Raw genomic sequence first — 21,375 nt, forward strand, 5'->3', positions numbered from 1 at the left:
ACGGACACGGGCGCTAACCAACCGTGCGGGCCGAGAGCACGCAGAATTCATTGCCCTCCGGGTCCGCCAGGACTACCCAGGGGACGTCTCGCTGGCCCACATCGGCACGGGTCGCCCCGAGGCCGAGCAGGCGCCCGACCTCGGCGGCCTGGTCGTCGGGGACGAAGTCGAGGTGGAGCCGGTTCTTCACGGTCTTTCCCTCGGGGACAGCGCCGAACAGCAGGGTCGGGTGCGCACCCTCGGCCGCGGCGAGTTCGAGCTCGTCGTCGCTCTCGCCGACCACGATCCAGCCGAGAGCCTCCTGCCACCATCGCCCGAGCCCCTTCGGGTCGCGACAATCGACGACGACTTCTTCCCAGAACAGCGACATGCCGGACACACTACGCCGGGCCGCGACCCCAGGTCCAGACGCAGGGCATTCCGGGTGCAGCCGTAGCGGTACCGCGCTCGGCTCAGGCGGCCAGGTGAAACGTGCTCGCGAAGCGACCGAGGAGGGCACGGCGACCACGCAGCACCTCGACGACCCCGGTCTCGATCGCGCGCTCCGGGCCGAGCTCACCGGAAATGAGCCGGCGGATGCCCGGACCAGCGGCGAAGGCGAGGTCGACGGGCCCGTCCCCGCGCGTCACATCGAGGGTGGAGCCGTCCACCCGGATCAGAAGCTCGGCATGACCGAACCGCGCCGCGTACGCGGTCGCCGGGAGCTGCTCCGCGACCTGCGGCCGAAACGCGGTCCGGAGGTCCATCGTCATGGCGTCAGGGGTGATGACCTGCTCCTCCCGCGGATCGCCCAGGGATTTGAATCCCCACGCCCCGAGTGCGAGCACCACGGGCTCGAGCTCGCGGCCGTACGGCGTCAGCTCGTAGACGATGACGCGCGAATGAGGCACCCGTCGGATGATGCCCGCCGCCTGCAGCTCCTTCAGCCGTGCGGCCAGGATGTTGCTCGGGATCCGAGCGAGTCCCCCGGCGAGTTCGCCGTAGCGCCGCGGCCCGACGAGCAGGTCGCGGACGATGAGCAGGGCCCAGCGCTCTCCCACAAGCTCCAGGCCTCGCGTGACGCCACCGTATTGACCATAGTCGCGTGCGGCCATCGACCTCAGTCCTGCTGATTCGCGAAGGCTTCGGGGCCCTGAGCGGCTGCTACCGGGTCCATCCAGCCGAACTCGAGGAAGTTGCCGTCGGGGTCGTTCAGCTGGCGCTGGTACATGAAGCCGTAGTCCGAGGCCGGTTTGGGCTCAGAGCCTCCAGCGGCGACGCCGTCGGTGACGGCCTTGTCGACCGCCTCGCGACTGTCCAGGAAGATCGCGGTCGACACGGAGGGGTTCACGGCCGGATCTCCGATCGGAAGGTCGGTGAAGGTCTGAAAGTACTCGCGGACAAGGATCATAAAGTAGCTGTGGTCTTCTTCGACGACGACGCAGGCCGCGTTGTGGTCCGAGAAGGCCGGGTTGATGGTGAATCCGAGCGCCGTGTAGAACGCCTTTGCGCGCTCCAGGTCGGTCACCGGCAGGTTGACGAACATCGCGGTCATCGTGTCTCCTTGTAGAGGTTCCCATGTGGACTGACGTCATACTTGCAAAAAACAAGTGTGCTGTCAAGACCTCTGTCGTGCCCTTCCGGACGCGAGCGCTCAGCCCGCCCCAGCGCACCCCGGTCTACCGGGGTGGCGGCGTCGTGTCGTAACGTAGGCGATATGACGATCTCGCCCGGATTTCAGATTCCTGATTTCACCCATCCGGGCGTCGTCGAGTCGCTGCCGCCACATCATGACTGACACCACCATCCAGGCCGTCGTGCCCACGAGTCACCCGATCCGACGCCTCCTCGCCGACTGGACCGTCACCGCGCTCGACGGCCCTGTCCCCCGGGCCGTGCGCCAGCACACAATTCCGGCAAGCGTTCCCGGGTCGGTGCACACCGACCTCCTCGCCGCGGGCCTCATCCCCGACCCGTACCTCGACGGCAATGAGCAGTTGCTCGGCTGGATCGGACTCACCGACTGGCGATACACGACGACCTTTGTCTGGCAGCCGAACAGCAGCACCCAGAGCGAGATCGTCTTCGACGGTCTCGACACGATCGCGACGGTTGAACTCAACGGCCACCGGATCGGCGTGACCAGGAATATGCACCGCCGTTACCGATTCGACCTGCGCACCCATCTGCGCGCCGGCCTGAACGAGCTCGCCGTCACGTTCTCCTCTCCGATCCGGGCCGCGGATGCCGCCAGCCTCGAACTCGGCTATCGCCCGCACGTGAACCACCACCCGTACAACGCGATCCGCAAGATGGCCTGCAGCTTCGGCTGGGACTGGGGCATCGACACGAGCACATCGGGCATCTGGCGCCCGGTCGCCCTCGAATGCTGGGCGACGGCGCGGATCGAGTCCGTGCGCCCGATCGCCACCGTGGACACCCTTGTCCGGGCAGACGGGACGGCCCGGCACTCGGGCACGGTCGCCGTGCACGTCGAGGTCGCCCGGGCGAGCGACGCAGATCTCATCGTGACGGCATCCGTCGGAGGCGTGACCGGCTCGGCCACTCTGAACGCGGGCCAGACGAGCGCGGTCGTGACGCTGCATGTTGCCGAGGTGTCGCGGTGGTGGCCGCGGGGCTACGGCGAGCAGCCGCTCTATGACGTCGACGTGACGTTGCACGGTTCGGGCGCGGACGACGCCGAAGCACTCGAACTCGATTCGGCACACCGGCGCGTGGGCTTCCGGACCGTGTCGTTCGACACCGAGCCGGATGCCACAGGGACACCGTTCACGATCGCCGTCAACGGGCAGCCGGTCTTCGTTCGCGGGGCCAACTGGATCCCCGACGACTCCTTTCCGCACCGGGTCGACCGGGACCGGTACCGGGACCGCATCGAGCAGGCCGAATTCGCCAACATCAACCTGCTCCGGGTCTGGGGCGGCGGCATCTTCGAGGCCGACGACTTCTTCGAGCTCTGCGACGAACGCGGCATGCTCACGTGGCAGGACTTCCTTCTCGCCTGCGCCGCCTACTCCGAAGAGGCGCCCCTGTTCGGCGAGATCGAAGCGGAGGCCCGCGACAACGTGGCCAGGCTGGCGTCGCACCCATCGCTGATCGTGCTCAACGGCAACAACGAGAACCTCTGGGGCCACGAGGAGTGGAACTGGAAGACGAGACTGGATGGCAAGACCTGGGGCGCGGGCTACTACTACGAGCTCTTCCCGCGCATCGTGGCCGAACTGGCGCCGCACATCGGATACACGCCGGGAAGCCCGTTCACCCCGGGCGGCACCGACGGTCTCGGCCGTGACGGAACACTCACGCCGAACGATTCGAACAACGGCACGATGCACATCTGGGACCTGTGGAACCAGCGCGACTACCCCGCCTACCGTGAGTACACGCCCCGCTTCGTAGCGGAATTCGGCTGGCAGGGCCCACCGACCTGGTCGACCATGCGCGCATCGATCAGCGACTCCCCGCTCACTCCCGAGTCCCCCGGCATGCTGGTGCACCAGAAGGCGATGGAGGGCAACGTGAAGCTCACCGACGGCCTGCTCGCCCACTACCCGTTGCCCGACGACATCGACGACTGGCACTGGGCGATGTCGCTCAACCAGGCCAACGCCATCGGCACCGCCATCGAACACTTCCGTTCCCTGCAACCGCACTGCATGGGCAGCATCGTCTGGCAACTCAACGACTGCTGGCCGGTCACGTCCTGGGCGGCCGTCGACGGCTATGGGCGACCCAAACCGCTGCTCTACGCGATCCGCCACGCGTACGCCGACAGACTCGTGACCATTCAACCGCGCGCCGGAGGAACCCTGGCGGCGGTCGTCGTCAACGACGAGGCTTCACCGTGGTCGGGCGAGCTCATCGTCCGACGCCTCACAGACGCGGGAATCGTGTTGGCCGAACACGCGGAACAGGTCACCCTGCCCGCGCGGTCCACGGTGACCGTGCCGCTGCCCGCATCCGTCTCCGCGACAACGGATGCGGCAGCGGAACTCCTCCGGGCCGAGCTCAGCAGGGTGCGTGGCCATTGGTTCTTCGCCGAGCCCCGCGACACCCGGCTCGGTGCCCCGTCCCTGTCCTCGTCACTCGAACGGGTCGCGAACGGCTACCTGCTCACGGTGACGGCCGCAACGCTCACCCGCGATCTTTCCGTCCTGGTGGACAGGGTAGACCAGTCCGCCCGAGTCGACGACATGCTGATCACGCTGCTCCCGGGCGAAAGTGCGGTGTTCAGCATCCGCTCCACTGTCGAGCTGGACCGTGCGACCCTGACGGCACCGACGGTGCTGCGCAGCGCGAACCAGCTTGTGCGGCCGAGATCCCGCCGACGAGGATGAGTCCCGCCGCTGGGACTCGAACCCACACTGTGACGATTTCAAGTCGTCTGCCTCTGCGATTGGGCTACGGGGCGCGTCCGAGTGCATCCGCGCTGAGCGAACTCAGTCCGAACAGACTCCGACGCTTCAAGCGCAGGTACCGCCGGAGCAGCCGCTTACCAGGCGGGCGTGGCCGGGACCCAAGACTGGCCAGGGCCAGCCCGAAGCAGTCGTCGGAACCGGGCATCCGCGGTCGTTCCGGAGCAGGACAAGCACCCCTACTGCCGCGCGCCCAGCGCACTGAACGGAGCTGGGGCAGACGTTGGCCACCTGTCCTGGTGACGTCGTCGATCCAGGTGGATTCCGGCGAGCATACACCGGATGGAACCGCCGGCCAGTTCTATCGTCGGCACGTCCACGGGCACAAGACGGCAGGACTCCTCGAGTGTTTCCCGCTGGCGTTCCGTCAACGCCGTGAACGCCCGACGGGACAGCGCGAGGATCCTGCCCCGGTCTCCCTCGAGTTCGATGGCGTTACCGCAGAATTCCTTGATCTGGGCGGACGACAATTCGATGACGGTGCGGCCCGAAGACGTCAGACGCTCAACGACCTCGTCACGACGATCGCGCGAAGTCATGAGCTCAAGCCCGATCAATGCGAACCGGGTCCCCACACACATCATCACGTTGGTGTGGTAAATCGGGATACCCGAATCATCGACGGCGTCGAAAACCAACGGTTCGTAGCCGAAGTTGGTGCAGAAGCGTTCGAGGGCGACAGGATCCGCACGCTGTGACCTGGCCACATAGGCGACTCTGCTGACGTGGTCGAGTACCATCGCACCGGTGCCTTCGAGGTAGATCCCGTCGAATTCGAGGCCGGAGTAGTCGATCACGTCCTGCACGCGATAGTTCTGTTTGAGCAGTTCCAGGATGTCCTGGCGACGTTCCGTGCGGCGGTTGGGCGTGCGCATCGGATAGACGGCGATATGGCCGCCGGCGTGGGTGGAAAACCAGTTGTTGGGGAAGACGCTGTCGGGACGGCCCTCGTGCTCGTCCTCGAAGAGGTGCACGGTGATTCCATTGGCGCGCAGGGTCTCGGCCACGACGGTCACTTCGCCGTGGGCCGTGTGGTGATGTTCGTTCAGGTTCGACAGGTCGACGAGCGGCTGGAACGTGTTGTCATCGGCGGTTTGAGAGTTGGGCGTGAACCGGTGCGGACGGATGAGGACGACCGTGCCCGGTGACTGAACCGACACGACGGTCAGACCCTGGTGAAGACGTGGGCTGGAATGGGTAGACTCCCGGACACGCGGCTCCGGGAGCTGTTGGTCATTTCTGCGCACTGCACCACTCGGCGCCTCCTTCGATCAGGATTCCAACGCTACGGTGCGCGAATACCTCATCGATAGTGGATTTTCCCACTAATTACGATGAGGAATCGCACACTTTGCATACCCGAGCCGTACTCTATGCGTATGCCCCTGGATGACCTCGACCACAGGCTGATCAGTCTGCTCCGGGTGAACGGGCGAGAACCAGTCGCTGCACTCGCTCGTGAGCTCGGCGTGACCCGCTCCACCGTCGACAATCGATTGGCCCGTCTTGTGCAGTCGGGCACTGTCGTGGGGTTCTCCATCCGGGTGCGTGAGGACCAGGATCCGGGCGTGGTGCAGGCCATCTCGTTCATCGAGGTAGAGGGTCGGGCGACGAGTGACGTCATCCGGGCCCTGCGCGGCTATCCGGAGGTCAGTTCGCTGCACACGACCAACGGGGCCTGGGACCTCGTCGCCGAGTTGCGCACCGCTGACCTGGGCGAGTTCGACCGGCTCCTTGGACGAATCCGTTCCATCCCCGGTGTCCTCAACAGCGAGACCAGTCTCCTGCTCAGCTCCGTCTCCGAGCGTGCCGTCGGCGCCTGACCCGCCGATCGCCTTCGACGTCATCGTCGGTGGAGAGAAGCGTGTCGGCCTGGGAGAGTCCGCCGAGTCCGGCCTCAGTCGGAAGTTCGGTGCCGGATGATGGTGCCCCCGCTGGGACTCGAACCCAGACTGTGACGATTTTAAGTCGTCTGCCTCTGCCATTGGGCTACGGGGGCGCGTCCGAGTACATCCGGGCTGAGCGAACTCAGTCCGAACAGACTCCGACGCTTCAAGCGTAGGTGCTGCCGGAGCAGCCGCTTACTTGACGGGCGTGGTCGCCTCGGTCGCGGCATCCGCTGCCACGATCGCCGGTGCGGCGGCGGGAGCCTTGACCGGCGTCTTGCGCGGCGCGCGGGGCGCCGTGACCTTGGCGGCGGGGGCTGCCGCGGCAGCCGCTGCCGGCACGGTGACCGGTGCCGGGGGCGTGACCGCAGCGGATGCGGCCTTCGCCGGCGCCGCGGCACCCGCGGCGGGCTTCGGGCGGGAGGCGAACTCGACGAACACGGCGCGCGGGGTCTCGACGGCGGCGAGGGACACGATGTCGCGACCGAGGAAGAAGTTGTTCGCCCAGCCCCAGACGACGCGCAGCTTGCGCTCCCAGCTCGGCATGGCGAGGCCGTGGTAGCCGCGGTGCGCGATCCAGGCCAGCGGGCCCTTGATGGCCAGTTTGCCGGACTGGAAGACACCCTGTCCGACACCGAGACCGGCGACGGCGCCCAGGTTCTTGTGGATGTAGTCCTTGGGGCCCTCGCCGCGGAGGATGGCGACGATGTTCTTGGCCATGAGCTTGCCCTGACGCACGGCGTGCTGGGCGTTGGGAACGCAGAAGCCGCCCACTCCCCCGCCACTGAGGTCGGGGACGGCGGTGATGTCGCCGGCGCCCCAGGCGTCTTCGATGATCTCGTCTGCGGTGCCGACGCGGAGGTCGGGGCGCACCTGCAGGCGGCCGCGCTCCTCGATGGGGAGGTCGGTGTGACGCACGATGCCGGGGTTCGCCATCACGCCAGCAGTCCAGACGATCAGGTCGGTCTCGAACTTCTCGCCGGTGGAGAGCTCGACGACACCGTCGACGGCGCTCGTCAGCTGGGTGTTGAGGTGGATCTTCGCACCGCGCTTGTCGAGGTTGTCGATGACCCAGAGGCTCGTCGGCACGGACACCTCTGGCATGATCCGGCCCATCGCCTCGACGAGGTGGAACTGGATGTCGTCGAACCCGATCTGCGGGTAGGACTTGAGCAGCGAGGTCGCGAACGAGCGCAGTTCGGCGAAGACCTCGCATGACCGCCGAAGCCGCCGCCGATGACGACGAAGGTGAGCAGGCGGTCGCGCTCGGGTCCGGCGGGGAGCAGGGAGGCCTTGTCGAAGTTGGTGAGCACGGTGTCGCGGATGGCGACGGCTTCCTCGATGGTCTTGAGTCCGAGCGCCTGGTCGGCGACCCCGGGGATCGGGAAGGTGCGCGAGACGGCTCCTGCGGTGACGACGACGATGTCGTAGTTGAACTCATACGGCTCGCCGACCGGCGGGGTGATCGTCGCGGTCTTCGACGCGTGGTCGATGTGGGTGACCTTCGCGGTGACGACGTTCGTCTTCGAGAGGTGGCGACGGTGCGCGACCACGGCGTGGCGGGCTTCGATCGAGCCGGCGGCAACCTCGGGGAGGAAGGGCTGGTAGGTCATGTACGGGAGGGGGTCGACCATGGTGACCTCGGCCTCGCCTTTTCGCAGCCACTTCTCAAGCTTCCAGGCGGTGTAGAAGCCCGCGTAGCCGCCACCGACAATGAGAATTTTTGGCACGATAAGGGTCCTCCTACATGATGGAATATGCGAAAACTTACCGATTCGATCGATTTCGCTTGAGCCGCCGAAGAGCACCTATGCCGAACAGCGTTACTAGGATAGCAAACCCCAACAGAACGAGAAGCGGAACGGTGATATAGGTCAGGGTCAGCTCGGTCGGCAGCCAGGGACTCGCGGCGGTGTCGGTCGGCAGCGGCGGGTCGCTGCTCGGCACGGCGCGGGCAACGGGTGCGGCCGTCGGCGCGGCTGTCGGGACGGTGTCGATGCGCCGATGCAGGTGAATCCAGTCCTGGAGCAGGGCCGTCGGCGTCGGAGACGTCGAGGGCGCCACGGACGCGGTGACCGCGGCGGCCGCGTCGATCAGGCCGTTGCCGTAGACGGGGCTGGGGACGACGTGGCCGTTCGGGTTGGCGGTCGCGATCACCCGGTTCATCACCTCGGCGGCGTTGAGCTTCGGGTAGGCGGCGCGCACGAGGGCGACGAGGCCGGAGACGATCGGGGCGGAGGCGCTCGTGCCGCTCCACTGCACGTACCCGCCGTTCGGCACCACGCCGACGAGTTGTTCGCTCGGGGCGGCGACGGCGATCGTGATGCCCTGTGAGGAGGCGTCGAAGCTCGCGGTCTTGTTGCGATCGACGCCCCCGACGGTGAGCACGCCGGGGATCGTCGCCGGGGCGCCGACCTCCGTGGTGCCGCTCCCCCGGTTTCCGGCCGCGGCCACGACGACGACGTCATGCTGGAACGCGTACAGGAAGGCGTCGTCCCAGCTCGACGGCCAGTCCAGGGTGTTCCGGGTCAGCGACATGTTGATCACGTCGGCGCCGTGGTCGACGGCCCAGCGGATGCCTGCCGCGATCTGGTCGTCGTTGCTGAGCTTTGCGCCGCTGCTCCCGAACGCGACCGACACCGCGAGAATGGACGCCTCGGGTGCCACGCCGATGACTCCTGTCCCGTCCGCGGAACCGCGGCCAGCCATCAGGGAGGCGACCAGGGTGCCGTGCTCGCTGCCGTCCCCCACGGGGTCTGGCCGTTACTCGAGCCCAGGCCCGAGACATCCGTGCCACCGACGACGGCGCCGGCGAGTTCGGGGACGCTCGTGCTCACCCCGGTGTCGATCACGGCGACCGTCACGCCGGCGCCCTTGGTCGTCGCCCAGGCCTGCGTGAAACCGTAATCGTTGAGCCAGTACTCGAGGTCGCGCACCTGGTCGGCGTGCGCGGGTGCCGCGTCGCCGACGACGGAGGCGCCTCCCAGAACAATGGTCAGCGCCACCGCGAGCGCGGCGCCGAGGCGCCGCTGCAGCAGGGAACGGGTCACGCGTCCGCCGCGGAATAGTCGAGGCACTCGCAGACGGCCGGGGTCCAGGCTGCCCGCGCGAGCGCGAGGTCACCGATCGGGTTGACGCCCGGGCCTGCGGCGAGCGAGTGTGCGGCGAGGGCGTGCAGACACTTGACCCGGTCGGGCATGCCGCCCGAGGAGATGCCGGCGATCTCGGGTACGTCGCCGAGCATGGCGCGATCGGCGAGGAATCCCGCGTGGGCGCGGCGGTACTGGTCGTGGACGGCCTCATCGTCGGCGAGCAGCTGGTTGAACTCGTTCATCACCTGGGTCGCCTCGAGGAAGGAGAGCGCAGCGGTCGCGGCCGGGTGGGTCAGGTAGTAGAGAGTGGGGAACGGCGTGCCGTCGCTCAGCCGGGGTGCGGTGGCGACGACGGTGGGAGCACCGCACACGCAGCGCGCCGCGATGCCGACGGCGTCGCGGGCCGGGCGGCCGAGCTGTGCGCTGACGATCTTCAGGTCGTCGGCGGTGACGGGCGCGAACGGCGGCCGGGTCACTGGGTGGCCTGGGGGGCGAGGCCGGCGGTCATGACGGAAGCGAACATGGACGATACCCAATCGATGTCGGTGTTCTGGATGGCCGTGGTCGCGGCGGGCGCGGCGGCAGCGGCGGCCGGCAGCGGCAGGTCGTTGATAACGAGGAAGCTCACGTCGCCCGGCAGCACATAGGACAGCCGGGCGCGGGCCTGGGTCGTGACGTAGGTGCGGTCGTTCCAGCGCTCCCGCTCGGTCTTGAGCTGGTCGACGGTGGTCTGCTGGGCAGACACGTCGGCGGTGAGCCGGCTGATTTCCTGCTGCTGCTCACCGTAGGTGCGGAGGCCGGGGGCGAGCACGACGACCGCGAGGATGAGGATGCCCATCATCATGAGCGAGAACCCGGACAGGCGCAGGCCGCGAAGCCAGCCACTCATCGGGGTCTCGTCGAGGCCGAGCGCGACGGGCTGCCGTTCAGTGCGTTTCGCGGCCATGGCAACTCCTTTCGCCGGATCCTCGCCGGTTCTCACCGGATAAAAAACAGAGCTCTCGAAGCGCGGGATTCACCCCGCGCTTCGAGAGCTCCAGTCGAAACTAGGCCTTGAAACGGGGGAAGGCAGAGCGGCCCGCGTACACGGCGGCCTCGCCCAGCTCTTCTTCGATCCTCAGCAGCTGATTGTACTTGGCAACGCGCTCGGAGCGGGCAGGCGCTCCGGTCTTGATCTGGCCGGCATCCGTCGCGACCGCGAGGTCGGCGATGAAGGTGTCCTCGGTCTCGCCGGAGCGGTGCGAGATGACAGCCGTATAGCCGGCGCGCTGCGCGTGGCCGTCTGAATGGCGTCGAGGGTCTCGGTCAGGGTGCCGATCTGGTTGACCTTGATCGAGGATCGAGTTGGCCGATGCCGAGGGCCGAGGCCTTCTTGGCAAGACGCTCCGGTGTTGGTCACGAACAGGTCGTCTCCGACCGATCTGCACGAGGCTCGCCGAGTTTCGGCGGTCAGAGCGTGCACGTAGCCATCCCAGTCGGTCTTCCTCGATGCGGGTCTTCGATCGACACGAGCGGGTAACGGACTTGACAAGACCGGTCGACGTAGTCACGCGGACAGCTCGCTGGGTCAGAAAGTCTGACCTTCGCCAGCTCAGAAGTGGTAGACGCCGTCCTTGTAGAACTCGCTGACGCGGCGCAGTCGAGCGCCAGGGCCGATGTCCTTGCCGGGCGTGTAGCCGGCGTTGGTGATGGCTTCGACGATGAGCGTCCGAGTGCCGCACGGTTCGCTCGAGGCCAGGTTCGGAGCGAATCCACCCTCGTCGCCGACGGCCGGTGGAGAGGCCCTTCGGACTTGAGCAGGGCCTTCAGGGCGATGGTACGTCTCGGTGCCCCATGCGCAGGCGCCTCGGCGAAGGTCTCGGCACCGAGCCGGACTGCACCATGAACTCCTGGATATCGATGTTGTTATCGGCATGCTCGCCACCGTTGATGATGTTCATCATCGGCACCGGAAGGGTGTGCGCGTTCGGGCCACCGAGGTAGCGGAACAGGGGCAGGCCGGCCGAGGTGGCTGCGGCCTTGGCGACGGCCAGGCTCACGCCGAGGATGGCGTTGGCGCCGACGCGGTGCTTGTTCTCGGTGCCGTCGGTTTCGATAAGTACGGCGTCGACGATGCGCTGGTCGGTGGCGTCGAGGTCCTCGACTGCCGGGCCGAGCTCGTCGATAACGGCGTCGACGGCCTTGAGGACGCCCTTGCCGAGGTAACGCGACTTGTCGCCGTCGTGAAGTTCATAAGCTTCGAACGCACCGGTGGATGCGCCCGACGGAACGGCGGCACGGCTTACGGAGCCGTCATCAAGCAATACCTCGACCTCGACGGTCGGGTTGCCTCTGGAGTCGAGAATCTCGCGCGCTACTACTGCCTCAATGAGAGCCACAGCTATCTCCTGTTTCCTGTTATTTCCTAATGGGTGGGGTGTTGGTATGGGGGGAACGTGCAGGAAGACGACACTGTGTTCCAATCATGTAACAGTCTAGCGACGGAGGCTCCGAGCGCGGGAATCAGCCCGCGAGCGGGCGGAAGTCGAGCGCGGCGGCGTCCGCTGTTTCATCGGTGACGAAGGCGTACCGCCCATAGCCCGCCTCGGCAGCGCGACCGAGCAGGGCCTTGAGGTTCTTGGTGCGGTGTTCGAGCCGCACCCGCAGGCCCTCGGCGACGAGTGCGGTCTTCAGGGCGACGAGGCGGCCGGGAGCCGCGTCCTTCTCGTGGATGAGCACAACGGCGTTCTCGGCGGATGCGCCGGTGCCGCCGAGCAGGTCGACGATGCGTTCGAAGCCGATCGAGAAGCCGCATGCGGGAACGTCGACGCCGAGGAATCGGCCGATCATGCCGTCGTACCGGCCGCCGCCGCCGAGCGAGTAACCGAGATCGGGGTGCGCGATCTCGAAGATCGTTCCGGTGTAGTAGCCCATGCCGCGCACGAGCGTCGGGTCGAAGACGAGGTCGGCGCCGGGGAGCGCGTCGCGGAGGGCGAGCAGGTCGGCGTAGGCGACCGGGTCGAGCCAGGCGGGTGCTGCGGACGCATCGGGCTCGCCGGCCGAGCCGAGCAGGTCCCAGCCGGCCGAGGCTATCGAGCGGAGGGTCTCCGCGATGCCGTCGGTGGGGATGCCGAGGCCGTCGAGTTCGGTGACGACGCCGTCGACGCCGATCTTGTCGAGCTTGTCGATCGTGATCAGGGCCCGCTCGAACAGATCCGCAGGGACCTGCCAGTACGCGAGCAGGGCGGTGAGGATGCGGCGGTCGTTGATGCGCACCGAGCAGCCGGTGAGGCCGAGGGCGTCGAGGGCGGCCATCGTCGCCGTGATGAGTTCGATCTCGGCGAGCGGGCCCGCCTCGCCGATGATGTCGATGTCGCACTGCACGAACTGGCGGTACCGGCCCTTCTGCGGGCGTTCGGCCCGCCAGACCGGGGCGATCTGGATCGCCCGGAACACCGTGGGCAGGGCGGCGCGGTGCGTCGCGTAGAACCGGGCGAGCGGGACGGTGAGGTCGAAGCGGAGGCCGAGGTCGGCGAGGCCGAGCAGGTCGCCGGACTCCGCGGCGGCGAGGGCGTCGGCAGGGGCGAGGCCGCGCTTGAGCACCGCGAAGCCGAGCTTCTCGTTGTCGCCGCCGAGGCCGGAGTGCAGCCGGGCGGAGTCTTCCATGACCGGGGTCTCGATCTCGTCGAAGCCGTGCGCGGCGAAACTGCGCCGGATCACGCCGAGCGCGTGCTCGCGACCGGCCTTCTCAGCGGGGAGGAAGTCGCGCATGCCGCGCGGCGGGGTCACCTGTGTTGCCATGGAATCCATTGTCTCAGGTCGGGCCGGGCGGCCCGGCCCAGTGGCGGTCAGTCGTTGTCGGCGGGGAGGCCGATGATGCCGGCATCCGAGAAGTCGGTCGCGGCATCCGCTGCACCGTCGAACCCCGCGCTGTCGAACCCCGCACCGTCGAGCCCCGCGCTGTCGAGCTCAGCGGCACGGATCTCGTCCTGGAGCCCGCGCACGGCGGTGCGCAGGGCGCGTTCGGAGTCGAGGCCGCGAGCCTTCGCCGCGGAGACGATCGCGAGCAGCAGGGGGCCGAGCTCGTCCTCGCTCTCGAGCGGGAGCGGGAAGTCGGCGCCGTCCGCATCGAGCAGCCCGATCTTCTGGGCGCGCCCGAGCACCTTGTCAGCGAGGGCGAGAGCGGGCATGCCTTGCGGGATGCCGTCGAGTACGCTCGTGCGGCCGGGCTTCTCGGTGGCCTTGAAACCGTCCCAGGCCGCGGCGACGTCGTCCGCGGTCGCGAGGTCGAGGTCTCCGAAGACGTGCGGATGCCGGCCCTCGAGTTTCCGGGTGAGGCTCGCGGCGACATCCTGCAGGTCGAAGTCCTCGCCGGCGGTGTGCGCGGCGAGGTCGGCATGGAAGAGGACCTGGTAGAGCACGTCGCCGAGTTCCTCGAGGAGTTCCTCGCGGCCACCGGCCTCGATCGCCTCGACCAGCTCGTGGCTTTCCTCGAGCAGGTAGGGCACGAGGGAGGCGTGGGTCTGCTCCATGTCCCAGGGGCAGCCGCCGGGAGCGCGCAGCCGCGCGACCGTCCGGACGAGGACGTCGATCGGGGTATCGGTCCGCGGGTCGATCGGGGCGTCGATCGGGTTGGCGTCGGTCACGACTTCCTCCTGGGGTTGGGGTTCTGCGTGGTCGTCGGTGCAGCCTTGGGTGCGGCGCCCGGCGCAACGGGCTCCTCGATGGGACGGGGGAAGATCGCGGCGAGCAGGGAGCCGGCCCAGGCGATCAGGGCGGCGTCGCCGAGCGGTTCGTCGTTGATCCGCGGCATCGGCACCATGATGGCCCCGGTTGCGACGGTGTACCGCGAGCCGGGGTACATCCGCTTCAGGCGTACCTGCATCGAGTCGGCGAGGTCGGCAGAGGCGACCCGCAGGTTGGAGCCCATCGCGACGACCTCGCTCAGGCCGGCCTGCTGGGAGAGCCAGCGCAGCCGGGAGACCAGGATCAGGTTCTGCACCGGTTGCGGGGGTTCGCCGTAGCGGTCGGTGAGTTCCTCGAGCACGAGGTCGATCTGGTCCCTGGCCGCGGTCGGCGAGCTCGCCGCGGAGAGCTTCTGGTAGGCCTCGAGGCGGAGGCGCTCGCTGTCGACGTAGTCCTCGGGGATGTGCGCGTCGACGGGCAGCTCGAGCCGGAGCTCGGTCTGGCCCTCTGCGACGTCGCCGCGGAAGGCGCTCACCGCCTCGCCGATCATCCGCAGGTAGAGGTCGAAACCGACCCCGGCGATGTGCCCGGCCTGTTCGCCGCCGAGCAGGTTGCCTGCCCCGCGGATCTCGAGGTCTTTCAGGGCGACCTGCATGCCGGCGCCGAGCTCGTTGTTCGCGGCGATCGTGGAGAGCCGGTCGTGGGCGATCTCGGTGAGCGGCTTGTTCTCGTCGTAGAGGAAGTATGCGTACGCGCGCTCCCGGCCGCGGCCGACCCGGCCACGTAATTGGTGCAATTGCGCCAGACCGAATTTGTCGGCACGTTCGATGATGATGGTGTTCGCGCTGGGCGACGTCAATACCCGTCTCGATGATCGTCGTCGAGACGAGCACGTCGAACTTGCGCTCCCAGAAGTCGACGACGACCTGTTCGAGCTGCGCCTCGGGCAGCTGCCCGTGTGCGACGGCGATCCGGGCCTCCGGTACGAGTTCGGCGATGTGAGCGGCGATCCTGTTGATGCTCGACACCCGGTTGTGCACGACGAAGATCTGGCCTTCGCGGAGCAGCTCGCGCCGGATGGCCGCGGCGACCTGCCGGTCGGAGTACGGCCCGACGAACGTGAGGATCGGGTGCCGGTCCTCCGGCGGGGTCGCGAGGGTCGACATCTCGCGGATGCCCGTGACCGCCATCTCGAGGGTGCGCGGGATCGGCGTCGCGCTCATGGCGAGGATGTCGACGTTGGTCTTGAGCTTCTTGAGGGCGTCCTTGTGCTCGACGCCGAACCGCTGCTCCTCATCGATGATGACGAGGCCGAGGTCCTTGAAGATGATCGACCCGGTCAGGAGCCGGTGGGTGCCGATCACCAGGTCGACCGTGCCGTCGAGGATGCCGGCGACGGTCTCCCGGGATTCCTTCTCGGTCTGGAACCGGCTCAGGGCGCGGATGTGCACGGGGAACCCGGCGAATCGCTCCTGGAAGGTCTCCATGTGTTGGCGCACCAGCAGGGTCGTCGGCACCAGGATCGCGACCTGCTTGCCGTCCTGGATCGCCTTGAATGCTGCGCGCACGGCGACCTCGGTCTTGCCGAAGCCGACGTCGCCGGAGAGGAGCCGGTCCATCGGGATGGGCCGTTCCATGTCGGCCTTGACCTCGTCGATCGTCGTGAGCTGGTCGGGGGTCTCCGCGAACGGGAACGCCTCCTCGAGCTCGCGCTGCCAGGGCGTGTCGGGCCCGAAGGCATGGCCCTTGCTCGCCATCCGTGCCGAGTAGAGCTTGACGAGCTCGACGGCGATGTCCCGCACCGCGTGCCGGGCCTTCGACTTCGCGCTCGACCAGTCGCTGCCGCCCATCTTGCTGAGCGCGGGCGCCTCACCGCCGATGTACCGGCTGACGAGGTCGAGCTGGTCGGTGGGCACGAAGAGCTTGTCGCCGGGGTGCCCGCGCTTGGACGGTGCGTACTCGAGCACGAGGTACTCGCGCTTGGTCTTGACCGGGTTGCGGCCGCCGCTCGACACCTCGCGCTGGGTCAGTTCCACGAACCGGCCGATGCCGTGGGTCTGGTGCACGACGTGGTCGCCGGCCTTGAGCTGCAGCGGGTCGACGACGTTCTTGCGCCGGCTCGCGAGCTTCTTCACCTGGCGGGCGTCATAGCCGACCGTGCGTCCGTAGAACTCGGACTCGCTGACGAGGGTGAGCTTCGTCTCGGCGAGCTCGAAACCGTGGTCGACGGATGCCTTCAGCAGGTAGGCGATGCCGGGTTCCGGCTCTGACGGCCATTCGGTCACGATCCGGGCGGGGAGTTCGTGCTCGGCGAGCACCGCGGCGGCTCGTTCGACGAGCCCGGCACCCTGTGCGAGCACGCCGACGGTCCAGCCGTCCTTCATCCGGCTGCTGAGGTGCCCGATGGCGCCCTCGACGCTGCCCTGGAAACTGGGGACCGCCTCGCCCTCGACCCTGAGGGTGAGGAGGTCGTCGATTTCGCGGTGCTCTGGCAGGACCGGGGCATCCGTCGGGGCGGCCTGGAAGGAACTGAAAGTCCACCAGACGTGCGCGGAGGCCGGCGCGCCGGGAGCGGTGTGCGTGACCGAGTCGCGCAGCCGGCCGAGGGTGAGGAAGTCGCCGGACTCGAGGTCGATCGGGGCGTCTGCACCCGCGGTCGCTGCGCTCCAGGCCGCCCCGAGGAACTCGCGGTTCGTCTCGGCGAGGCTGATCGCCCTGCTGGCGACACGTTCGGGCGAGACCACGGCGACGGCGGCTTCGGCGGGGAGGTAGTGCGTGATCGGCACGAGCCGGTCGACGAGGGCGGGCGCGAGGCTCTCCATGCCCTCGACAGGGATACCCTCCGCGATCTTCGCGAGGAGGCCGGCGAGGCTGGGGAACTCGTGCTGCATCTCGCGGGCGCGCTGCCGCACGGCGGGGCTCAGCAGCAGCTCGCGGCTCGGCGGCAGACTCACCGAGGCGACCGGTTCTGGCAGGGAGCGCTGGTCGGCGACGGAGAAGGCGCGGATCTGTTCGACCTCGTCGCCGAAGAACTCGACGCGGGACGGATGCGGGGCGATCGAGGGGAACACGTCGAGGATGCCGCCGCGCACGGCGAACTCGCCGCGGCGGGTCACCATGTCGACGCGGGTGTACGCGAGTTCGACGAGCTGCACGGCGAGCGCGCCCAGGTCGTTGCCGCGGGCGCCGGCCGTGAGCACGATGGGCGCGAAGTCGGTGAGGTTGTCCGCGACGGGCTGCAGGGCTGCGCGCACGGATGCGATCACGATGAGCGGGCGGCGAAGGGCCGGGTCGGTCTCCTCCCACTCGCGCATCCGCCGCAGTGCGAAGAGCCGCTTGCCGACGATCTCGGCACTCGGGCTCAGCCGCTCGTGCGGGAGCGTCTCCCAGGCCGGGAAACCGATGATCTCGGCGTCTTCGGTGAAGCAGTCGAGGTTGTCGTGCAGGTATTCGGACTCACGCCCGGTGGCGGTGATGACCAGCAGGGCCGGGGCCTTGCCGAGCCGGGCGCGCTGTTCGAGGAGCGCGGCGAGCACGGGAGCCCTGAGGCCTTCGGTGAGCGAGAAGTCGGCGTCGCGGCCCGCGCACGCGAGGGCTCGGTCGAACGTGGAGGCGCGCGAAAGTGTGGCAATTACGCCGTGGAGGGTCACCCGGCAATTCTACGCAGCACCGCCGACAGTCGCCTTTCCGGTCGACAGTCGCCGCCACACCGGTGACTCTCGACCGGAACGGCGATTCTCGCGGTCGGGACGGTCACTGTCGCGGACGGTCACTGTCGCGGGCGGGTCAGGGCGCGTGGAACTTCTGCTGGGCGACGGTGACGCCCTCCGCCGCGATCAGCTGGATCGCATCCGCTGCGTCTTCGAGCAGGTTCGGCAGGGTCTCGCGCTCGACCTTGGAGAAGTCGTGCAACACGAAGTCGGCCGGCGCCTGGCGACCGGGCGGGCGGCCCAGGCCGAGGCGGATACGCACGAAGTCCTTCGTGCCGATGGCCGCGATGATGTCGCGGAGCCCGTTGTGGCCCCCGTGACCGCCGCCGACCTTGATCTTGAGCGTGTCGAATGGCAGGTCGAGCTCGTCGTGCACGACGATCAGGCGATCCGGTTCGAGCGAGTAGAACCGCAGCAGGGCGGCCACCGGTCCGCCGGACACGTTCATATAGGTGTTCGGCGTCGCGAGCACGAGCCCGGGGCCCCCGGGGAAACTGCGCCCGGAAGCAACCGTCGAGTTGGTCTTGTGGGTCTTGAAATTCGCCGACAGTCGGTCGGCGAGCACGGCGGTCACCATGTGGCCGACGTTGTGGCGGTTTCCGGCGTAGTCGGGCCCGGGGTTACCGAGCCCGACTACGAGCCAGAGATTCTCGTCCAGGGAAATCCTCCTTGTTCGACGAGATCAGGCAGAAAGCGTGAAGCGAATGCTACTCGGCGGGGGCTTCCTCGACAACGGCCTCGGCGTCGGCGTCGGCAACGGCCTCTTCCTCTTCCTCGGCCTCGGGCAGGTGCACGCTGATGACGACGGCGTCTGCATCGGAGATGAGCACGGCACCGTCGGGAAGGACGATCTCGCCGGCCTTGATCTGGGCACCCTCGTCGAGGCCATCGACGTTGACAACGATGTTCTGCGGGATGTTGGTCGCTTCGACCTCGAGCAGCAGGCTCTTGATGTCCAGGTCGATGACGTTTCCGGCGATGATCTCACCGGTCAGGTGCACGGCGACGTCAACCTGGACCTTTTCACCCTTGCGGATGACGATGAGGTCGAGGTGTTCGATGATCTGACGGACCGGGTCCTTCTGGACGTCCTTGACGAGGGTCAGGTGGGTCTCGCCGTTGACCTCGAGCTCGAGCACCGCGTTGGCGCGACGCAGGATCAGGCCGATCTGGTGGGACGGAAGTGCAACGTGCACCGGGTCGGTGCCGTGGCCGTAGATGACGGCCGGAATCTTGCCGAGCACGCGCAGCTTGCGGGCCGCACCCTTGCCGAACTTGGTGCGCAGGTCGGCATCGATCTTGTTGTCGATGACCTTTTTGTCCTTGGCCTCAGCCATGATGTGTCTCCTTGTCAGGCCTCTACGGCCCAGATCAGTTGCGCAGCCGATGGCCGCGCGTATGGGTGCTGGTTCAACTCGAACGCGTGTCGCGTGAGGAAAGGCCGTGAAGCATTTCGCCGCGTCGATAACGGATGCCGAGCGTGCGTGACACGCCTGGCAGCCCTCGCCGAAGTTCAACTGCTAAGCCTAGCGGAGTGTGCGGGAACCTTGCACCAGCATCCGCCCGCCCCCGTCGGGCAGGTGCCCAGCCCGACCGACTAACCTTGAACATGGTTCTAGACCAACCATTTTGAAGGAGCGAACGTGACCGAAACCGGTACAGCACAGGCAAATATTGGCGTCGTCGGACTGGCGGTGATGGGCTCGAATCTCGCCCGCAACCTCGCCAGCCGGGAGGGGAACACCGTCGCGGTCTACAACCGCTCGTACGTGCGCACCCAGACCCTCATGACGGAACACCCCGAGGCCGGCTTCGTCGCCTCGGAGACCATCGAGGACTTCGTCGCGTCGCTGAGCCGCCCGCGCACCGCCATCATCATGGTCCAGGCCGGAAAGGGCACGGACGCGGTCATCAGCCAGCTCGCCGAGCTGTTCGAGCCCGGCGACATCATCGTCGACGGCGGCAACGCGGACTTCCACGACACCATCCGCCGCGAAAAGGCGATCAGCGCGACCGGCATCAACTTCGTCGGCGCCGGCATCTCCGGCGGCGAAGAGGGCGCGCTCAAGGGCCCGAGCATCATGCCCGGCGGCTCCGCGCTCGCCTACGAGACCCTCGGCCCGATCCTCGAGTCGATCGCCGCCGTCGTCGACGGCGTGCCGTGCGTCACCCACATCGGCACCGACGGCGCAGGCCACTTCGTCAAGATGGTGCACAACGGCATCGAATACGCCGACATGCAGCTCATCGCCGAGGCGTACGACCTGCTCCGTCATGTGACCGGCCACTCCCCCGCCGCCATCGCCGACGTGTTCACCGAGTGGAACAAGGGCGACCTCGAGAGCTACCTGATCGAGATCACCGCCGAGGTGCTCCGCCAGGTCGACGCCGAGACCGGACTGCCGTTCATCGACATCGTCCTCGACGAGGCCGGCTCCAAGGGAACCGGCGTCTGGACCGTGCAGAACGCGCTCGACCTCGGCGTGCCCGTCGCCGGAATCGCGGAGGCCGTGTTCGCCCGCGCCGTGTCGAGCCACCCCGAGCAGCGCGGACCGGTGCGCGCCTCGATCAGCGCCCGCCCCGAGATCGCCGTCGTCGGCCACACCTTCGTCGACGACGTGCGCCAGGCGCTCTACGCGTCGAAGGTCGTCGCGTACGCGCAGGGCTTCGACGAGATCATCGCCGGTGCCGCCAAGTACAACTGGAGCATCGACAAGGGCGCCGTCGCCACGATCTGGCGCGGCGGCTGCATCATCCGCGCCCAGTTCCTGAACCGCATCGTGGATGCCTACGCGAACGACCCGTCGATCCCGACGCTGCTCGTCGACCCGTTCTTCGCCGCGGCCGTCGCCGCCGGCGAGTCGGCCTGGCGTCGCGTCGTCTCGACCGCTGCGCTTTCGGGCATCCCGGTTCCCGGCTTCGCCTCGGCCCTGAGCTACTTCGACTCGCTCGCCGCGGAACGTCTGCCCGCCGCCCTCGTGCAGGGCCAGCGCGACTTCTTCGGAGCGCACACATACAAGCGCGTCGACAAGCCCGGCGTGTTCCACACCCTGTGGTCGGGCGACCGCACCGAAATCGCCACGGAGGCCTCCACTCACTAGTCGCGGCATCCACCTCTCTCCGCGAGAGCGTAAAAGTGCCCCTTCCCGCTGCGGGAAGGGGCACTTTTACGCTCTCGCGGAGAATGGGAGCGCAATTTGCGATACTGGACCCCACGATGAACGACGACGACGGTAGCGAGCAGCACGAGTACCCCGAGCTCGCCGGGTATGAGCCGCACGACAGCGCGCGGCCGCTGCGCAGCAGGCGGATGCTGCTGGTGATGCGCCTCGCCGTCGTGCTCGGGCTCGTGACGCTGATCGTGCCGGGGATCCTCACGTCGATGCAGATCGCATCCGTCACAGCCACGAACGCGTGCTCCGTTGCGGTCGCTCACTACTACCCGCTCGCGGAGGGGTCCACCGCGCGCTTCGACCTGGCCGGGCCCGGCGGGTTCGGCTGGCAGTGTTACGCGATCGACGTGCACGAGCGGGAGACCTGGGTGATCTCGCTCGGCCTGATCCCCCGCGCGCCGGGGTTCGGCCCACCGGTCGTGCCGGCCTAGGCA

The 21,375-nt window shown here is 67.9% G+C and carries 18 protein-coding genes, 2 tRNA genes and 3 pseudogenes; 4 read left to right on the forward strand and 19 right to left on the reverse strand.

The window, feature by feature from the left end; genetic code table 11:
- Positions 1–13 precede the first annotated feature (13 nt).
- The 3 genes from RGU41_RS11050 to RGU41_RS11060 form a co-directional block, all read right to left on the reverse strand.
- Positions 14–370, reverse strand: a complete 357-nt coding sequence (locus RGU41_RS11050) for a VOC family protein (protein ID WP_134448281.1) — start codon at positions 368–370, stop codon at positions 14–16.
- An 82-nt stretch (positions 371–452) separates the two neighbouring features.
- Positions 453–1,094 (reverse strand): winged helix-turn-helix transcriptional regulator, encoded by a 642-nt coding sequence (locus RGU41_RS11055; protein WP_134448280.1) that lies wholly within the window; start codon positions 1,092–1,094, stop codon positions 453–455.
- A gap of 5 nt (positions 1,095–1,099) precedes the next feature.
- Positions 1,100–1,534: a VOC family protein gene (locus tag RGU41_RS11060; RefSeq protein WP_134448278.1), complete on the reverse strand. Its 435-nt coding sequence runs from the start codon at positions 1,532–1,534 to the stop codon at positions 1,100–1,102.
- Positions 1,535–1,769: 235 nt separating this feature from the next.
- Between RGU41_RS11060 and RGU41_RS11065 the strand changes: the two genes are divergently transcribed.
- A complete protein-coding gene (locus RGU41_RS11065) occupies positions 1,770–4,337 on the forward strand; it encodes a glycoside hydrolase family 2 protein (RefSeq protein WP_322136226.1) in 2,568 nt (855 codons plus the stop codon).
- A gap of 1 nt (position 4,338) precedes the next feature.
- Here RGU41_RS11065 and RGU41_RS11070 read toward each other — a convergent pair.
- Both RGU41_RS11070 and ctlX read right to left on the reverse strand, forming a co-directional pair.
- A tRNA-Ser gene (locus RGU41_RS11070) sits at positions 4,339–4,413 on the reverse strand.
- Between the two features lie 181 nt (positions 4,414–4,594).
- Positions 4,595–5,575 (reverse strand): citrulline utilization hydrolase CtlX, encoded by a 981-nt coding sequence (ctlX, locus tag RGU41_RS11075; RefSeq protein ID WP_198413729.1) that lies wholly within the window; start codon positions 5,573–5,575, stop codon positions 4,595–4,597.
- Positions 5,576–5,794: 219 nt separating this feature from the next.
- On the opposite strand from ctlX, the gene RGU41_RS11080 reads away from it, so the two are divergent.
- Positions 5,795–6,238 carry an Lrp/AsnC family transcriptional regulator gene (locus RGU41_RS11080; RefSeq protein ID WP_134558260.1) on the forward strand — a complete coding sequence of 148 codons (444 nt, stop codon included), beginning with the start codon at positions 5,795–5,797 and terminating at the stop codon, positions 6,236–6,238.
- 100 nt (positions 6,239–6,338) lie between these two features.
- On the opposite strand, the gene RGU41_RS11085 is transcribed toward RGU41_RS11080, so the two are convergent.
- The 14 genes and pseudogenes from RGU41_RS11085 to RGU41_RS11150 form a co-directional block, all read right to left on the reverse strand.
- Positions 6,339–6,414 (reverse strand) — tRNA-Leu (locus RGU41_RS11085).
- An 82-nt stretch (positions 6,415–6,496) separates the two neighbouring features.
- Positions 6,497–8,031, reverse strand: a pseudogene (locus RGU41_RS11090) (NAD(P)/FAD-dependent oxidoreductase).
- Between the two features lie 37 nt (positions 8,032–8,068).
- The gene (locus RGU41_RS11095) at positions 8,069–9,052 is read right to left on the reverse strand and encodes a S8 family peptidase (protein ID WP_322136227.1); all 984 of its coding nucleotides are present in this window, start codon (positions 9,050–9,052) and stop codon (positions 8,069–8,071) included.
- Complete coding sequence (locus tag RGU41_RS11100) at positions 9,010–9,351, reverse strand: hypothetical protein (protein ID WP_322136228.1); 342 nt, start codon at positions 9,349–9,351, stop codon at positions 9,010–9,012. The genes RGU41_RS11095 and RGU41_RS11100 overlap by 43 nt, the downstream gene beginning before the upstream one ends.
- Positions 9,348–9,869, reverse strand: a complete 522-nt coding sequence (locus RGU41_RS11105) for a DUF501 domain-containing protein (RefSeq protein ID WP_134448272.1) — start codon at positions 9,867–9,869, stop codon at positions 9,348–9,350. The genes RGU41_RS11100 and RGU41_RS11105 overlap by 4 nt, the downstream gene beginning before the upstream one ends.
- Positions 9,866–10,339, reverse strand: coding sequence for an FtsB family cell division protein (locus RGU41_RS11110; protein ID WP_134448270.1), 474 nt, complete (start codon positions 10,337–10,339; stop codon positions 9,866–9,868). The genes RGU41_RS11105 and RGU41_RS11110 overlap by 4 nt, the downstream gene beginning before the upstream one ends.
- A 100-nt stretch (positions 10,340–10,439) precedes the next feature.
- On the reverse strand, positions 10,440–10,568 hold the full coding sequence (locus tag RGU41_RS20900; RefSeq protein ID WP_416173183.1) for a hypothetical protein: 129 nt from the start codon (positions 10,566–10,568) through the stop codon (positions 10,440–10,442).
- Positions 10,511–11,308: pseudogene (locus RGU41_RS11120) on the reverse strand (hypothetical protein). The gene RGU41_RS20900 and the pseudogene RGU41_RS11120 overlap by 58 nt, the downstream one beginning before the upstream one ends.
- Positions 11,199–11,771, reverse strand: a complete 573-nt coding sequence (locus RGU41_RS11125; protein ID WP_322136230.1) for a hypothetical protein — start codon at positions 11,769–11,771, stop codon at positions 11,199–11,201. The pseudogene RGU41_RS11120 and the gene RGU41_RS11125 overlap by 110 nt, the downstream one beginning before the upstream one ends.
- 124 nt (positions 11,772–11,895) lie before the next feature.
- On the reverse strand, positions 11,896–13,173 hold the full coding sequence (hisS, locus tag RGU41_RS11130; RefSeq protein WP_322136231.1) for a histidine--tRNA ligase: 1,278 nt from the start codon (positions 13,171–13,173) through the stop codon (positions 11,896–11,898).
- A gap of 47 nt (positions 13,174–13,220) precedes the next feature.
- Positions 13,221–13,904 (reverse strand): MazG family protein, encoded by a 684-nt coding sequence (locus tag RGU41_RS11135; protein WP_322137341.1) that lies wholly within the window; start codon positions 13,902–13,904, stop codon positions 13,221–13,223.
- 110 nt (positions 13,905–14,014) lie between these two features.
- Positions 14,015–17,708, reverse strand: a pseudogene (gene mfd / locus RGU41_RS11140) (transcription-repair coupling factor).
- 136 nt (positions 17,709–17,844) lie between these two features.
- Entirely contained in the window at positions 17,845–18,426 is a 582-nt protein-coding gene (pth, locus tag RGU41_RS11145; protein ID WP_134448262.1) for an aminoacyl-tRNA hydrolase, read from the reverse strand.
- 49 nt (positions 18,427–18,475) lie between these two features.
- Positions 18,476–19,105 carry a 50S ribosomal protein L25/general stress protein Ctc gene (locus tag RGU41_RS11150; RefSeq protein WP_134448261.1) on the reverse strand — a complete coding sequence of 210 codons (630 nt, stop codon included), beginning with the start codon at positions 19,103–19,105 and terminating at the stop codon, positions 18,476–18,478.
- Between the two features lie 360 nt (positions 19,106–19,465).
- Here RGU41_RS11150 and gndA point away from each other — a divergent pair, with 360 nt between their 5' ends.
- Together gndA and RGU41_RS11160 are read left to right on the forward strand one after the other, a co-directional pair.
- Positions 19,466–20,869 (forward strand): NADP-dependent phosphogluconate dehydrogenase, encoded by a 1,404-nt coding sequence (gndA, locus tag RGU41_RS11155; protein ID WP_241975212.1) that lies wholly within the window; start codon positions 19,466–19,468, stop codon positions 20,867–20,869.
- 116 nt (positions 20,870–20,985) lie between these two features.
- Positions 20,986–21,372, forward strand: coding sequence for a hypothetical protein (locus RGU41_RS11160; RefSeq protein WP_322136232.1), 387 nt, complete (start codon positions 20,986–20,988; stop codon positions 21,370–21,372).
- The last annotated feature ends 3 nt before the right edge of the window (positions 21,373–21,375 follow it).

Origin of the sequence: Cryobacterium sp. 10C3 (assembly GCF_034314285.1) — a bacterium.
In the GTDB taxonomy this organism is placed as follows: Bacteria; Actinomycetota; Actinomycetes; order Actinomycetales; family Microbacteriaceae; genus Cryobacterium; species Cryobacterium glucosi.